Annotated in this window: 11 protein-coding genes; all 11 read right to left on the bottom strand. The window is 53.5% G+C overall.

Annotated features, from left to right (window positions below; all coding sequences use genetic code 11):
- Nucleotides 1–115 precede the first annotated feature (115 nt).
- A complete protein-coding gene (rpsJ, locus tag JFC11_RS11115) occupies nucleotides 116–427 on the bottom strand; it encodes a 30S ribosomal protein S10 (protein WP_009098983.1) in 312 nt (103 codons plus the stop codon).
- 159 nt (nucleotides 428–586) lie between these two features.
- The gene (tuf, locus tag JFC11_RS11120; RefSeq protein WP_038480378.1) at nucleotides 587–1,780 is read right to left on the bottom strand and encodes an elongation factor Tu; all 1,194 of its coding nucleotides are present in this window, start codon (nucleotides 1,778–1,780) and stop codon (nucleotides 587–589) included.
- Nucleotides 1,781–1,809: 29 nt separating this feature from the next.
- Nucleotides 1,810–3,933, bottom strand: coding sequence for an elongation factor G (gene fusA, locus JFC11_RS11125; RefSeq protein ID WP_038480375.1), 2,124 nt, complete (start codon nucleotides 3,931–3,933; stop codon nucleotides 1,810–1,812).
- 167 nt (nucleotides 3,934–4,100) lie between these two features.
- Entirely contained in the window at nucleotides 4,101–4,571 is a 471-nt protein-coding gene (gene rpsG, locus JFC11_RS11130) for a 30S ribosomal protein S7 (protein ID WP_018917738.1), read from the bottom strand.
- 141 nt (nucleotides 4,572–4,712) lie between these two features.
- A complete protein-coding gene (gene rpsL, locus JFC11_RS11135) occupies nucleotides 4,713–5,087 on the bottom strand; it encodes a 30S ribosomal protein S12 (protein WP_009098973.1) in 375 nt (124 codons plus the stop codon).
- A 198-nt stretch (nucleotides 5,088–5,285) separates the two neighbouring features.
- A complete protein-coding gene (rpoC, locus tag JFC11_RS11140) occupies nucleotides 5,286–9,500 on the bottom strand; it encodes a DNA-directed RNA polymerase subunit beta' (RefSeq protein ID WP_095604371.1) in 4,215 nt (1,404 codons plus the stop codon).
- A gap of 10 nt (nucleotides 9,501–9,510) precedes the next feature.
- On the bottom strand, nucleotides 9,511–13,587 hold the full coding sequence (rpoB, locus tag JFC11_RS11145; protein ID WP_038480365.1) for a DNA-directed RNA polymerase subunit beta: 4,077 nt from the start codon (nucleotides 13,585–13,587) through the stop codon (nucleotides 9,511–9,513).
- 351 nt (nucleotides 13,588–13,938) lie between these two features.
- Entirely contained in the window at nucleotides 13,939–14,310 is a 372-nt protein-coding gene (rplL, locus tag JFC11_RS11150; RefSeq protein ID WP_038480362.1) for a 50S ribosomal protein L7/L12, read from the bottom strand.
- Between the two features lie 112 nt (nucleotides 14,311–14,422).
- Nucleotides 14,423–14,926, bottom strand: a complete 504-nt coding sequence (gene rplJ, locus JFC11_RS11155; RefSeq protein WP_009723910.1) for a 50S ribosomal protein L10 — start codon at nucleotides 14,924–14,926, stop codon at nucleotides 14,423–14,425.
- Nucleotides 14,927–15,224: 298 nt separating this feature from the next.
- Complete coding sequence (gene rplA, locus JFC11_RS11160) at nucleotides 15,225–15,917, bottom strand: 50S ribosomal protein L1 (protein WP_095604369.1); 693 nt, start codon at nucleotides 15,915–15,917, stop codon at nucleotides 15,225–15,227.
- 2 nt (nucleotides 15,918–15,919) lie between these two features.
- Nucleotides 15,920–16,351: a 50S ribosomal protein L11 gene (gene rplK / locus JFC11_RS11165; protein WP_009098963.1), complete on the bottom strand. Its 432-nt coding sequence runs from the start codon at nucleotides 16,349–16,351 to the stop codon at nucleotides 15,920–15,922.
- Nucleotides 16,352–16,438 lie beyond the last annotated feature (87 nt).

Consider the following 16,438-nt stretch of genomic DNA (forward strand, 5'->3'; position numbering starts at 1 on the left):
CTATGGCTGCCCTTTCCAGAGCATTCCACTAGCACATTGTGTGGCGCCTCACGGCGCGGCGGCTGCTGCTCATTCTAAAAATTAATGAGCGCTGGGCCGCAAGTGTCTAGTGTAATTAGTCGAGCTTGATTTGCACGTCTACGCCAGCGGCGAGATCGAGCTTCATCAGCGCATCAACAGTTTTCTCGGTTGGCTCAACAATATCGAGCACACGCTTGTGCGTACGAATCTCATACTGGTCACGCGCATCTTTGTTAACGTGCGGTGAAATCAGGATGGTGTAACGCTCGCGGTTGGTCGGCAGCGGGATCGGACCACGAACCTGAGCACCAGTACGCTTAGCGGTTTCAACGATTTCCGCTGTGGACTGATCAATCAGGCGATGGTCGAACGCTTTCAACCGAATGCGAATCTTTTGGTTCTGCATTTGCCCTAAACTCCAATGGATGTCGACGGCGCGAGCCGTCTACCCACGCATTCAAAGGATGCGCATTATAGGCACGCCAAAAGCCCATGTCAAACATTTGCTATTGGTGCGCAGAAAAGGGGGCTCGCAAGAGCCCCCTTGATCAATCATCAAGCAAGCTTACTTGACGATTTTTGCAACAACGCCAGCACCAACGGTACGACCGCCTTCGCGAATTGCGAAGCGCAGACCTTCGTCCATAGCGATTGGAGCAATCAGGGTAACAACCATCTTAACGTTGTCGCCCGGCATTACCATTTCAACACCTTCCGGCAGTTCACAGGTACCTGTTACGTCAGTGGTACGGAAGTAGAACTGGGGACGGTAGCCTTTGAAGAAAGGCGTGTGACGACCACCTTCTTCTTTGGACAGTACGTAAACTTCTGCTTCGAAGGTAGTGTGCGGGTTAATGGTGCCCGGCTTAGCCAGAACCTGGCCGCGCTCGACGTCATCACGCTTAGTACCACGCAGCAGGGCGCCAACGTTCTCACCTGCACGACCTTCGTCGAGCAGCTTACGGAACATTTCAACACCGGTAACGATGGTTTTAGTGGTGTCGCGGATACCCACGATTTCCACTTCTTCGCCTGCTTTAACGATACCGCGCTCTACACGACCGGTAACAACAGTACCGCGGCCAGAGATAGAGAACACGTCTTCGATCGGCATCAGGAACGGCTGGTCGATAGCACGCTCCGGCTCAGGGATGTACTCATCCAGAGCTTTGATCAGATTCGCAACAGCAGTAGTACCCATGCCGTTCTCATCTTCACCGTTCAGAGCCATCAGCGCAGAACCAGTGATGATCGGCGTGTCGTCGCCCGGGAAGTCGTACTCGTCGAGGAGTTCGCGAACTTCCATCTCAACCAGCTCAAGCAACTCTTCGTCATCGACCATGTCCGCTTTATTCAGGAACACAACGATGTACGGAACGCCAACCTGACGAGACAGCAGGATGTGCTCACGCGTCTGCGGCATCGGGCCGTCAGCAGCAGAACATACCAGGATTGCGCCGTCCATCTGCGCAGCACCGGTGATCATGTTCTTGACGTAGTCAGCGTGTCCTGGGCAGTCAACGTGCGCGTAGTGACGCTCTTCAGACTGATACTCAACGTGAGACGTAGCGATGGTGATACCGCGCTCGCGCTCTTCAGGAGCGTTATCGATGGTATCAAACTCACGCCAGTCGCCGCCGAAAACCTCAGCAGACACACGAGTCAGAGCCGCTGTCAGAGTCGTTTTACCGTGGTCGACGTGACCGATGGTGCCGACGTTGACGTGCGGTTTGGAACGTTCAAATTTTTCCTTAGCCACTGCTATAACCTCTTTACGTTAGCTAACGGTTAACCGTTTTGGTTGATGACGGCTTCTACGACGCTGGAGGGCGCCTCGTCGTACTTCGCGAACTCCATAGAGTAGCTCGCACGGCCCTGGGTCTGAGAGCGCAGATCGGTTGCGTAACCGAACATCTCACCCAGCGGCACCGTTGCGCGGATGACTTTGCCGGAGCTGGAGTCATCCATGCCCTGCACCAGACCGCGACGACGGTTCAGGTCACCCATGACGTCACCCATGAAATCTTCGGGGGTCACGACCTCGACCTTCATCACCGGTTCCAGCAGCACGGCCTTGGCCTTCCTGGCACCTTCTTTAACCGCCATGGAAGAAGCAATCTTAAACGCAGTCTCATTAGAGTCCACGTCATGGTAAGAGCCATCGTACAGCGTGACTTTAACGTCAATCATCGGGTAACCCGCGATGACACCGTTCTTCAGCTGTTCGTAGGCACCTTTTTCTACTGCCGGGATGTATTCCTTGGGAACCACACCACCAACAATTTCGTTGACGAACTTGAAGAAGATTTCTTCATCGCCTTCGCCCTTCTCTTCAGCAGCAAGCGGCTCAATGCGCAGATGCACGTGACCGTATTGTCCACGACCACCTGACTGGCGCACAAACTTGCCTTCTTGCTCAATACTGCCACGGATGGTTTCGCGGTAAGCAACCTGCGGCTTACCGATATTGGCCTCAACCTTAAACTCGCGACGCATACGGTCGACAAGAATATCCAGGTGCAGCTCACCCATACCAGAAATAATAGTCTGGCCGGTTTCTTCGTCAGTTTTCACCTGGAAGGAAGGATCTTCCTGGGCCAATTTACCCAGTGCAACACCCATTTTTTCCTGGTCAGCTTTCGACTTAGGCTCAACGGCAACAGAGATAACCGGATCCGGGAACTCCATACGCTCAAGTACGATCTTGTGATCGATATCACACAGGGTGTCACCTGTAGTCACATCTTTCAGACCGATACACGCTGCAATATCACCCGCTAGTACTTCTTTAATCTCTTCACGAGTATTGGCGTGCATCTGAACGATACGACCAACACGCTCTTTCTTCTGCTTAACGGAGTTATAAACACCGTCACCAGATTTAAGAACGCCTGAGTAAACACGAATAAAGGTCAAGGTACCAACGAAGGGGTCGGTAGCGATCTTAAACGCCAACGCCGCAAACGGAGCACTGTCATCCGCTTCACGAGTTGCTACGGTACCATCCTTGTCGTCCAACTCACCTTCGATTGCTTTAACTTCTGTCGGTGAGGGCAGATACTCAACAACCGCATCCAGGACTGCTTGAACACCCTTATTCTTAAAGGCAGAACCACAGGTCACTAGAACGATTTCGCTAGCCAGCGTGCGCGCACGAAGACCTGCTTTGATTTCTTCAATGGTCAGTTCCCCACCTTCGAGGTACTTATCCATCAATTCATCAGAGCCTTCAGCTGCGGCTTCGATCATTTGCTCGCGATATTTTTCAGCAGTTTCTTGTAGCTCAGCAGGAATATCGACAAGCTCATACGAGGTGCCTAAGTCTTCCTCATTCCAGAGGATAGCCTTCATCTCGATCAGATCGATAACACCTTTAAAGTCTTCCTCTGTACCCCAGTTAATCTGGATTGGCACAGCGTTAGCACCTAAGCGCTCCTTCAACTGGTCAACAACCATGAAGAAGTCTGCACCGGTACGGTCCATCTTATTGACGAAAACCATACGCGGAACTTCATACTTATTGGCCTGGCGCCATACTGTTTCGGTCTGCGGCTGAACGCCGGAGGAGCCGCACAGTACAACAACAGCACCATCAAGAACACGCAAAGAACGCTCAACTTCGATAGTGAAGTCAACGTGCCCCGGGGTGTCGATGATATTAATGCGGTGCTCATCAAACTGGTGATTCATACCTTTCCAGAAGGTAGTAACAGCAGCCGAGGTGATAGTAATACCACGCTCCTGCTCTTGCTCCATCCAGTCAGTAGTCGAAGCACCTTCATGGGTTTCGCCCAGCTTGTGGTTTACGCCAGTGTAAAACAAAACACGTTCTGTCGTGGTTGTCTTACCTGCATCAACGTGGGCAACAATACCCAAGTTGCGATAGCGATTAAGCGGTGTTTTGCGTGCCACGGTGAAGCTCCCGTTAGTTGGCAATGCTCGTTAATTCAGCAGTGTTCATTTTGCGTATCCCACCGCCGCCACCTATAAAGATAGCGGCAGTGTGTTGCAGCATGGCGAAAAAACTCTTTAGCGCAGCACAACCAGCAAAATCAAACACAAACTCAGAAACGCCGAGTTTAGAAACGATAGTGAGAGAAGGCCTTGTTGGCTTCTGCCATACGGTGCACATCTTCACGCTTCTTAACAGCCGAGCCTTTGCCTTCAGCGGCATCCAGCATTTCACCTGCCAGGCGCTGAACCATCGTTTTCTCACCGCGGCGACGCGCAGCGTCCACCAACCAGCGCATTGCTAGGGCTTGGCGACGCGAAGGACGAACTTCGACCGGCACCTGATAGGTCGCACCACCAACACGGCGCGACTTTACTTCAACCATCGGCTGGATAGTTTCCAGCGCCTTGTCGAAGATTTCCAGCGGCTCTTCACTACTACGCTCGGCAACCTTGTCCAACGCACCGTAAACGATGCGCTCAGCTATGGACTTCTTGCCGCTGACCATCAGGTGGTTCATGAACTTCGCCAGACGCTCACTTCCGAACTTAGGATCCGGCAGGATTTCGCGTTTAGCTACAACTCTTCTTCTAGGCATGATAAGCCCTCAATTAAGGATCCTTCAGGTAAACCCGGGACTAATTGCGCTATTCGCGCCGCCCGACCTTACTCTTATCAGACCGTCATATTCATATTAAGGTAACAACGCCAGCGTCATAAGACGCCGCAACAAGACGCCTTAGGACTTCGGACGCTTGGTACCGTACTTAGAACGACCCTGCTTACGGTTCTGTACGCCAGAGGTGTCAAGGGCGCCACGAACGGTGTGATAACGCACACCTGGCAAATCCTTTACACGACCACCGCGAATCAGAACAACAGAGTGCTCTTGCAGGTTGTGACCTTCACCACCGATGTAAGAAGACACTTCGAAACCGTTGGTAAGGCGCACACGGCAGACCTTACGAAGGGCCGAGTTCGGCTTCTTAGGGGTAGTAGTATAAACGCGCGTACAAACGCCACGTTTCTGCGGGCATGCCTGTAGCGCAGGTACGTCACTCTTAGTGACGGGGCGCTTACGCGGCTTGCGCACTAGCTGATTAATCGTTGCCATGGTGTTTAGCTGACTCCAATGGTTGCCTGGCCTTTCAACAAATACTAGCAGCAGGTGCGGGCGCACCCACCCCACTGTTAAAGGCTGCGCATTCTAAAGGCTGACCCTAGGTGGCGTCAAGTCTTGCTGGCGGTTTAACCAGCAAGACTGCGCCATAAGGGCCAGCGACTCGTTGTTACTCGTTTTCCTTACCGTCGATTACAGCTCGTCGTCTGAATCAAGGGCGGTTAACTGAGCACCAAGCTCCTGTTCAACTTCGGTAGCCGAGGGATTGAACAGACGCTCAACGTCTTCGCGCTTGCGACGACGCTCTGCGTGGTGAGTCAGACCGGTACCTGCCGGAATCAGACGTCCAACCACCACGTTTTCTTTCAGGCCGCGTAGATAATCGCGCTTGCCGGTTACCGCTGCCTCGGTCAATACACGTGTCGTTTCCTGGAACGACGCCGCTGAAATGAACGACTCAGTGGCCAAGCTGGCCTTAGTGATACCCAGCAGCAAGCGTTGATACTTGGCCGGGAATTTACCTTCTTTCTCGAGACGCGCATTCTGTTCTAGCACGCGGACGAGTTCAGCTTGATCGCCAGTAATAAAATCAGAGTCGCCTGAATCAGAGATCTCTACCTTACGCAGCATCTGGCGAACAATAACTTCGATATGCTTATCGTTGATGCCTACACCCTGGAGGCGGTAAACATCTTGCACTTCGGCGGTGATGTATTTAGCCAGTTCCGCCACGCCCAATAACCGCAGGATATCGTGGGGGTTGCTCGGACCATCCGAGATTACTTCACCCTTCTCAACGGTTTCACCCTCGAAGACAGCGATTTGACGCCATTTCGGGATCAACGCTTCAAACGGGTCGCCAGACTCTGGGGTAATCGTCAAGCGACGCTTACCCTTTGTCTCTTTACCGAAACTGACCACACCACTGATTTCAGCCAAGATTGACGACTCTTTCGGCTTACGCGCCTCAAACAAGTCGGCAACACGCGGCAGACCACCGGTAATATCTTTGTTACCAGACGCCTCTACCGGAATACGTGCAACAACCTCACCTACACCAATGGTAGCGCCATCATCGACGGAGATAATCGAGTTGCCCGGCAGCAGGTACTGTACCGGCGTATTCGATCCAGACACCGACACATACTCGCCAGCAGCATCTTTGAGCATCACCATCGGGCGCTTATCGCGGCCTGCCATCGGACGGGCTGCCGACTCGATAACCTCAATAGACGACAGACCAGTCATTTCGTCGACGCTACGGTGCATGGTGACACCTTCGTCAAGGTCGATAAACTGCGCCTTACCTTCTACCTCGGCAATGATCGGGTGAGTGTGCGGATCCCACTTCGCGACAATCGCACCGCCATCGACGACATCACCGTCACGAACAGACAGCTCGGCGCCGTAAGGCAGCTTGTAGTACTCACGCTCGCGGCCATGGTCATCAGCAACAGCAAGTGCACTGGAACGAGAGACAACGACCAGCTTGCCGTCGGCCCGCTCTACATGCTTGATGTTGTGGAGACGTACTTTACCGCCATGCTTGACCTGAACGCTGTCGACTGCCGATGAACGCGACGCCGCACCACCGATGTGGAACGTACGCATGGTCAGCTGGGTACCCGGCTCACCGATGGACTGTGCGGCGATAACACCGACAGACTCACCAATGTTGACCTGATGGCCACGCGCCAAGTCGCGGCCATAACAGGAGGCACACACGCCGTGGGCGGTGTCACAGGTAATGGTAGAACGAACGATGATCTCGTCTACGCCCATGGTGTCTAGCGATGCACACCACTTTTCGTCCAGCAATGTGCCGCGCGGAATAAGCACTTCATCATTACTTGGATCAATAACATCAATCGCAACGACACGACCAAGTACACGCTGAGACAGCGGTACAATGATGTCGCCACCTTCGATGATCGGGTGCAGGGTCAAGCCGTTTTCGGTGCCACAATCGGTCTCAGTGATGACCAAGTCCTGGGCAACGTCAACCAGACGACGGGTCAGATAACCGGAGTTAGCCGTTTTCAGAGCCGTATCCGCAAGACCTTTACGTGCACCGTGGGTCGAGATGAAGTACTGGAGTACGTTCAGACCTTCACGGAAGTTGGCGACGATCGGCGTTTCGATGATCGAGCCATCCGGCTTAGCCATCAAACCACGCATACCCGCCAGCTGGCGGATCTGGGCGGCAGAACCACGCGCACCGGAGTCAGCCATGATAAAGACGCTGTTGAACGAGTCTTGCTCAACTTCGTTGCCTTCACGATCGATGACGGTCTCTTTAGAGATACCTACCATCATCGCCTTGGCAACTTTATCGTTGGCCTTCGACCAGATATCGATGACCTTGTTGTACTTCTCACCGGCGGTTACCAGGCCAGAAGAGAACTGATCTTCGATCTCTTTAACTTCCGCTTCTGCAGCGTCGACAATCTCGGTTTTCGCATCAGGAATAACGAAGTCGTTAACACCGATAGAGGCGCCCGACCACGTTGCCAAACGGAAACCGGTGTACATCAGTTGGTCAGCGAAGATAACCGTCGGCTTCAAGCCTGCACGACGGTACACCTCGTTGATCAAGCTAGAGATCGCCTTTTTCTTCATCGGCTGATCGATTAGCGAGAACGGCACACCTTCCGGCAGAATGCGGAACAGTAGCGCACGACCAACCGTCGTATCGTAGATGCGACGATGGAAACTACGCTCGCCGGTCTCTTCTTCGACATCGACTTCGTCCAGACGCACTTTCACGCGAGCGTGCAGCGATACTGACTGAGTACCAAAGGCGCGCTCTACCTCATTGAGGTCAGAGAACACCATGCCTTCGCCTTTGGCGTTGATCTTTTCGCGGGTCATGTAATACAGACCCAGAACAACGTCTTGCGACGGCACGATAATCGGCTCGCCGTTAGCGGGCGACAGCACGTTATTGGTGGCCATCATCAGCGCACGTGCTTCAAGCTGGGCTTCCAGGGTCAGCGGTACGTGTACCGCCATCTGGTCACCGTCAAAGTCGGCGTTGTAGGCGGCACATACCAGCGGGTGCAGCTGGATCGCTTTACCTTCGATCAACAGCGGCTCAAACGCCTGGATGCCAAGACGGTGGAGCGTCGGTGCACGGTTAAGCAGTACCGGGTGCTCGCGGATAACATCGGCAAGGATGTCCCACACCTCGGGCAGTTCGCGCTCAACCATTTTCTTCGCTGCTTTGATCGTTGAGGCATAGCCCAGCGACTGCAGCTTGGAGTAGATAAACGGCTTGAACAGCTCAAGCGCCATTTTCTTAGGCAGACCACACTGGTGCAGACGCAGAGTCGGACCAACAGTGATTACCGAACGGCCGGAGTAATCGACGCGCTTACCTAGCAAGTTCTGACGGAAACGACCCTGCTTACCTTTGATCATATCGGCAAGGGATTTCAGCGGACGCTTGTTAGAACCCGTAATGGCACGACCACGACGGCCGTTATCCAACAACGCATCAACCGCTTCTTGCAGCATGCGCTTCTCGTTACGCACGATAATATCCGGCGCATTGAGGTCAAGCAGACGCTTCAGACGGTTGTTACGGTTGATGACGCGACGATAAAGGTCGTTCAGGTCTGAGGTCGCGAAGCGGCCGCCGTCCAGGGGCACCAACGGACGAAGATCCGGCGGCAGCACGGGCAGCACTTCCATGACCATCCACGCCGGCGCGTTGCCGGAGTGGTAGAACGCTTCAAGTAGCTTCAAGCGCTTTGAAAGCTTCTTAATCTTAGTTTCAGAGTTAGTCTGCGGAATCTCTTCACGCAGGTGATTAATCTCTTCTTCCAGATCAATATCTTTCAGCAGTTCTTGGACAGCTTCAGCACCCATGCGAGCGTCGAAGTCATCACCGAACTCTTCTAGCGCTTCAAAGTACTGCTCATCGTTGAGTAACTGACCACGCTCCAGCGTGGTCATACCGGGATCGATGACGACAAAGCTTTCGAAGTACAGCACGCGCTCGATATCACGCAGGGTCATATCGAGGAACATGCCGATACGCGACGGCAGTGACTTCAAGAACCAAATGTGAGCCACTGGCGATGCCAGTTCGATGTGGCCCATGCGCTCACGGCGCACGGCAGCCTTGGTGACTTCAACGCCACACTTCTCACAAATGATGCCGCGGTGCTTCATGCGCTTATACTTACCGCACAAACACTCATAGTCTTTGACTGGGCCGAAAATCTTGGCGCAGAACAGACCATCCCGTTCCGGTTTAAAGGTACGGTAGTTGATGGTCTCGGGCTTCTTCACCTCGCCAAACGACCAGGAGCGAATCATGTCCGGCGACGCCAGGGTAATCTTGATCGCGTCAAACTCTTCGGACTGAGATTGCGATTTGAGTACTTTCACCAAATCTTTCATGGGACGGCTCCTAGCTCTCTAACTCGATATCGATGCCCAGCGAGCGGATTTCCTTCACGAGTACGTTGAAGGATTCCGGCATGCCTGCCTGCATGGTGTGGTCGCCATCCACGATGTTTTTATACATCTTGGTGCGGCCTTCGACGTCGTCCGACTTGACGGTGAGCATCTCTTGCAGCGTATACGCGGCACCGTAAGCTTCCAGCGCCCACACTTCCATCTCACCAAAGCGCTGACCACCGAACTGCGCCTTACCACCCAGCGGCTGCTGAGTCACTAGCGAGTAAGAACCGGTAGAGCGCGCGTGCATCTTGTCGTCTACCAAGTGGTTCAGCTTGAGCATATACATGTAGCCAACGGTCACCGAGCGGTCAAACGCATCGCCAGTACGGCCATCGTACAGCGTCATCTGGCCAGACTCAGGAATGTCAGCAAGCTTCAGCAAGTGTTTGATCTCGTGCTCTTTAGCACCATCGAACACCGGCGTTGCCATGGGCACACCGCCTTTGAGGTTTTTCGCTAGCGCAATGATTTCTTCATCGCTTAACGAGTCGATATCCTCAACACGGGTTCCCGGCGTGTTATATATCTGGCCCAGGAAGTCACGAATTTCAGCAACTTGCTGACCACGGGCATCACGTAACATCGCGTCAATCTTGACACCCAAACCACGGGCAGCCATACCCAAGTGTGTTTCCAGGATCTGACCAACGTTCATCCGCGACGGTACACCCAGCGGGTTCAACACCACATCAACCGGCTCGCCCTTCTCATCGAATGGCATATCTTCGATGGGCATGATCGCCGAGATAACACCTTTGTTACCGTGACGGCCTGCCATCTTGTCGCCAGGCTGAATACGACGCTTAACCGCCATGTAAACCTTGACGATTTTAAGCACGCCCGGTGCGAGATCATCGCCCTGGGTCAGCTTGCGCTTCTTATCTTCAAAGCGCTCGTCCATCTCTTTACGACGGTTTTCGAGCTGCTCATCGGCCTGGGCCAAGAGCTCGTTGTAAGCCTCATCCTGCATGCGCAGCTTGAACCACTGCTGACGCGGTAGCTCGTCGAGGTAAGCCTCGTCAAGCACATCGCCTTTCTTCAGGTTCGGGCCGCCATTAACAGCCTGGCCTTCCAACGTACGCTGCAAACGCTCAAAAGTAGCGTCTTCAGCGATACGATAGGTTTCCTGAAGATCTTTACGCACTTCGTCCAGCTGCATCTGTTCGATAGCAAGTGCACGAGAGTCTTTTTCAACGCCGTCACGGGTAAATACCTGGACGTCGATGACAGTACCCTTCATGCCGGTCGGCGCACGCAGCGAAGTATCTTTAACGTCAGATGCTTTCTCACCGAAGATAGCGCGTAGCAGCTTCTCTTCCGGCGTCAGCTGGGTTTCACCTTTCGGTGTTACCTTACCGACCAGGATATCGCCGGGGCCAACTTCAGCACCGATGTAAACAACACCCGCTTCGTCCAATTTACCCAGCGCGGACTCACCAACGTTGGGAATATCGGCGGTGATCTCTTCCGGCCCTAACTTGGTATCGCGGGATACACAGGTCAGTTCCTGAATATGAATCGTGGTGAAGCGGTCTTCTTGAACCACCCGCTCAGACAGCAGGATAGAGTCCTCGAAGTTGTAACCATTCCAGGGCATGAACGCGATGCGCATGTTCTGGCCGAGCGCCAAATCACCCATATCAACAGACGGGCCGTCGGCAAGGATATCGCCACGGGCCACACTGTCGCCAGGCCGCACAATGGGGCGCTGGTTCATACAGGTGTTCTGGTTTGAACGGGTGTACTTGGTCAGGTTGTAGATATCAACACCGGCTTCACCGCCGATGATCTCATCTTCATGTACCCGCACCACGACACGACGTGCGTCAACGGAGTCGATCACACCACCACGACGTGCCACGGCACAAACACCGGAGTCACGCGCTACGAAGCGCTCCATGCCAGTACCCACTAGCGGCTTGTCAGCGCGCAAGGTTGGTACCGCCTGACGCTGCATGTTCGCCCCCATCAAGGCGCGGTTAGCATCATCGTGCTCCAGGAACGGAATCAGTGCGGCCGCGACTGAAACAACCTGGCGCGGAGACACGTCCATTAGTGTGACCTGCTCAGGACGCATAAACGTGGTTTCACCACGGTGACGCACCTGAACCAAGTCGTCACTCAGCCTGTTGGACTCATCCACAGTAGCTGACGCCTGGGCAATAACGAAATCACCCTCTTCGATTGCCGACAGGTGAACGATATCGTCCGTCACTTGACAGGAGTTGACCTTACGGTACGGCGTTTCGAGGAAGCCGTAGCTGTTGGTGTGACTGTACGTCGCCAACGAGTTGATCAGACCGATGTTCGGACCTTCCGGCGTTTCGATCGGGCACAAGCGACCGTAGTGCGTAGCGTGTACGTCGCGCACTTCGAAACCGGCACGCTCACGGGTCAAACCACCTGGGCCGAGTGCAGACACACGACGCTTGTGAGTAACCTCAGAAAGCGGGTTGTTCTGATCCATAAACTGGGAAAGCTGGCTAGAACCGAAGAACTCTTTCACCGCTGCCGCTACCGGCTTAGCGTTGATCAGATCTTGCGGCATCAGACCTTCGCTTTCCGCCATGGAAAGACGCTCTTTCACTGCACGCTCTACGCGAACCAAGCCAACGCGGAACTGGTTTTCAGCCATTTCGCCAACACAGCGAATACGGCGGTTACCCAGGTGATCGATATCGTCAACGTCACCAAAGCCGTTACGGATATTGATCAGCTCGCGCAGAACATCAAGGATGTCTTTGCGATCCAGCACACCAGAGCCCGTGTCGGTATCACGACGCAGACGGCGGTTAAACTTCATACGACCGACGCCTGACAGATCGTAGCGATCTTCGCTGAAGAACAAGTTATTAAACAGCGTCTCAGCAGCTTCTTTGGTGGGCGGCTCACCAGGGCGCATCATGCGATAAATTTCGACCAACGCTTCAAGCGCGGAGCCGGTGGCATCCAGCTTAAGCGTATCGGAAATAAACGAACCACAGTCGAGATCGTTCGTGTAGAGCGTTTCGATATGGGTGATGCCACCCTGCGCCATACGCTCAAGTACTTCTGGCGTAATTTCGGTATTACACGGGCAGATCAGCTCGCCAGTTTTAGTATCGATCTGATCTTTGGCCAACGTTTTACCAAACAGGTACTCCATCGGTATTTCCAGACGCTCCAGGCCGGCTTTTTCAAGCTGACGGATGTGCTTCTGGGTAATACGACGCCCTTCTTCAACAATGACATTACCTTCGCCATCTTTAATGTCGAAAGTCGCGGTTTCACCGCGCAGACGTGACGGTACTAGCTCTACGAAGAAGCCAGTTTTTTCAATGCTAAACTTGCTGGTTTCGAAAAACTCTTCAAGGATCTCTTCGGTGCTCATTCCCAGGGCACGCATCAACACCGACGCTGGCAGTTTCCGGCGACGGTCAATACGTACGAAGACGTTGTCTTTAGGATCGAACTCGAAGTCCAGCCAGGAACCACGATAAGGAATCACTCGGGCAGAATAGAGCAGCTTACCAGAGGAGTGACTCTTGCCTTTATCGTGATCGAAGAACACACCGGGCGAACGGTGGAGCTGAGAAACGATAACCCGCTCAGTACCATTGATGACAAAGGTACCATTCTCGGTCATCAGGGGGATTTCCCCCATGTAGACTTCCTGCTCTTTAATATCCTTGATTGCCTTGTTCGAGGAGTCGCGATCATAGATGATCAAGCGAACCTTGACACGCAGCGGGGCGGAATAGGTCACGCCACGCAGCTGACACTCCTTTACATCGAACGCCGGCGTGCCGAAACGGTAGCTGACATACTCCAGCGCCGCATTCCCAGAGAAGCTTTCGATCGGAAACACGGACTTAAACGCCGCGTGCAGACCAATCTCGTGGCGCTCGTCGGGCGAACGATCCTGCTGGAGAAAGTCGTAGTAGGAATCAAGCTGGATGGCCAGCAAGTAAGGCACATCCATCACTTGGGGCAGTTTGCCGAAATCCTTGCGGATGCGTTTTTTCTCAGTATATGAGTAAGCCATCTGTATTCCCCAGCTTGTTCACCATGGGTGACCGATGCGTGGTCATCTGCCCCGCGGGCGTTTCAGACGCAGACAGCAAGCTCCTAAATCGGTAGCTCGCCGTCAAAAATCTTGATAGATAACAGTGTTACAGTAGTGCTGCTAGCGCTTCGTTATCACTCGCGCTTCACAACTTACGCTTCACAACTTACGCTTCACAACAACGGTCTTACTGTTTTGCTGCTTCTTACCGCAGCCTTCCTGCTGTAATGCTGCCAAGCAACATGATACAACAGAAAAAGGCCGGCAGCGGGATAAGCCCGCCGCCAGCCGTGGAAGCTTACGCAGCGCGTAAAGCCGTCAGCACAAGAATTACTTGAGCTCGACGCTTGCGCCCGCTTCTTCCAGCTTGGTTTTAGCTGCTTCAGCGTCTTCTTTAGACATTGCTTCTTTGATGGTAGCCGGCGCGCCATCAACTGCACCTTTGGCTTCTTTCAGGCCAAGACCAGTGATTTCACGAACTGCTTTGATGACGTTAACTTTCTTGTCGCCAGCAGAGGTCAGTACCAGATCAAATTCAGTCTGTTCTTCAGCAGCTGCTTCGCCGCCGCCAGCCGGACCAGCCATTACAGCTGCTGCAGCAGAAACGCCGAATTTCTCTTCCATTGCTTCGATCAGCTCGACAACTTCCATTACGGACATGTCGGCTACAGCATTGATGATATCGTCTTTGGTCAGTGCCATTGTCTCATTCCTAACTTTGCGGGAGCCTCGGTCTACCGAGTGCTCAGGATTCATTGCATGGTTCAAGCAGCGCCCTGCTTATGCAGCGCAGACTGCTTGCAAAAAGGCCTGCTTATGCAGCTTCTTCTTGCTTCTGGTCGCGCAGAGCGGCCAGAGTACGAACCAGCTTGCCAGCGGAGGCTTCTTTCATTACCGACATCAACTTAGCAATTGCTTCGTCGTAAGTCGGTAGGGTTGCCAGACGATCGATGTCAGCAGCCGGAATCAGCTCACCTTCGTAGGCCAGCGCCTTCACTTCGAAGTTCTGATCTTGCTTCGCAAACTCTTTGAACAAACGAGCGGCAGCGCCCGGGTGCTCAGTAGAGAAAGCCAGCAGAGTAGGACCAACAAAGCTCTCGTTCAGGCACTCCCACTGAGTACCTTCGAGGGCGCGGCGTGCCAGAGTGTTGCGAACAACACGCAGCTGGACGCCATTCTCACGCGCTTGCTTACGCAGGTCGGTCATTTTACCGACTGTAACGCCGCGAGAATCGGCAACTACGACGGAGAGTGCGCCCTTGGCCGCTTCACTGACCTCGGCAACAATCGCTTTCTTGCCTTCAAGTGCTAGTGGCACAGTGATCACTCCTTCGTGCCGGAACCCACAACAGGCTCCGGTGGTTACCATCTCTTCCAGACGATAAATAAATAACGCTGGAAGCCTTAGGGGATGGTGCTCACCAGAAAGCGGTTTGGCTAAAAACCTCAACCAACTGGCGGCCACACCATCTGCGCAGGCGCTTTAAGGGCGATTAAGCCGCACCTCTAAAAGATGCGGCACCTGCGGTCTTTGACGATGCCCTGCCTGGCTTGCGCATTAACAGGGGACCGCAAAGTTCTTGCTCGGTTCTTACAAAAATCGTACGACTACCTGCTTATACCAGCGCAGAGTGGTCGATAGTCAAGCCTGGGCCCATGGTAGTGGACAGGGTGACTTTCTTAAAGTAGACACCTTTAGAAGAGCTCGGCTTGAGCCTCTTAAGGTCAGCAACCAGTGCTTCCAGGTTACCCAGAACAGCGGATGCTTCAAAATCAGCTTTACCCAATGTTGTGTGGATAATGCCATTTTTGTCGGTACGGAAACGTACCTGGCCTGCCTTAGCATTTTTAACCGCAGTGGCAACGTCAGGTGTAACGGTACCAACTTTCGGGTTAGGCATCAGGCCGCGCGGACCAAGAATCTGACCCAGCTGACCGACAACACGCATAGCATCTGGAGAAGCAATCACGACGTCAAAATCCATCACGCCTTTCTTGACTTGCTCAGCCAAATCTTCCATACCTACGATGTCAGCGCCTGCTTCTTTAGCAGCATCGGCGTTAGCACCCTGGGTAAAGACCGCTACGCGTACGTCTTTGCCAGTACCGTTAGGCATGACAGTAGCGCCACGTACAACTTGGTCAGATTTACGCGGATCAACACCAAGATTGATCGCCACATCCAAGGACTCTTTGAATTTAACGGTGGACAGCTCAGCGAGCAGCGCAACCGCTTCTTCAAGAGAGTAAGCTTTGTTCGGGTCTACTTTCTCGCGAATAACTTTCGCGCGCTTAGTTAGTTTAGCCATGATCAGAGACCCTCCACGTTTAGGCCCATGCTACGAGCACTGCCAGCGATGGTGCGCACCGCGGCATCGAGATCAGAAGCCGTCATATCGGGCTCTTTGGTCTTAGCGATCTCTTCGAGCTGTTCACGCGTAACGGTACCAACTTTCTTCTTGTTCGGCTCACCAGAACCAGACTTGATGCCCGCTGCTTTTTTCAGCAGTACGGCAGCAGGCGGCGTCTTGGTGACGAACGTGAAGCTACGGTCAGAGTAAACGGTGATCACGACAGGCGTCGGCAGACCAGGCTCAATCTCTTGAGTAGCCGCATTGAACGCCTTACAGAATTCCATGATGTTCACGCCGTGCTGACCCAGCGCGGGACCGACGGGCGGACTAGGGTTGGCTTTACCTGCAGCAACCTGCAGTTTGATATAAGCCTGTACTTTCTTGGCCATGTTAAATACTCCAGTTGGGTGATAGCGCCTTACGGCTCCCCGGTACACATAAAGCAGCGCTTAGCTGCTTCACATAATGCAAGGATG

Source organism: Vreelandella alkaliphila (assembly GCF_016107625.1).
GTDB classification, from domain to species: Bacteria; Pseudomonadota; Gammaproteobacteria; order Pseudomonadales; family Halomonadaceae; genus Vreelandella; species Vreelandella alkaliphila.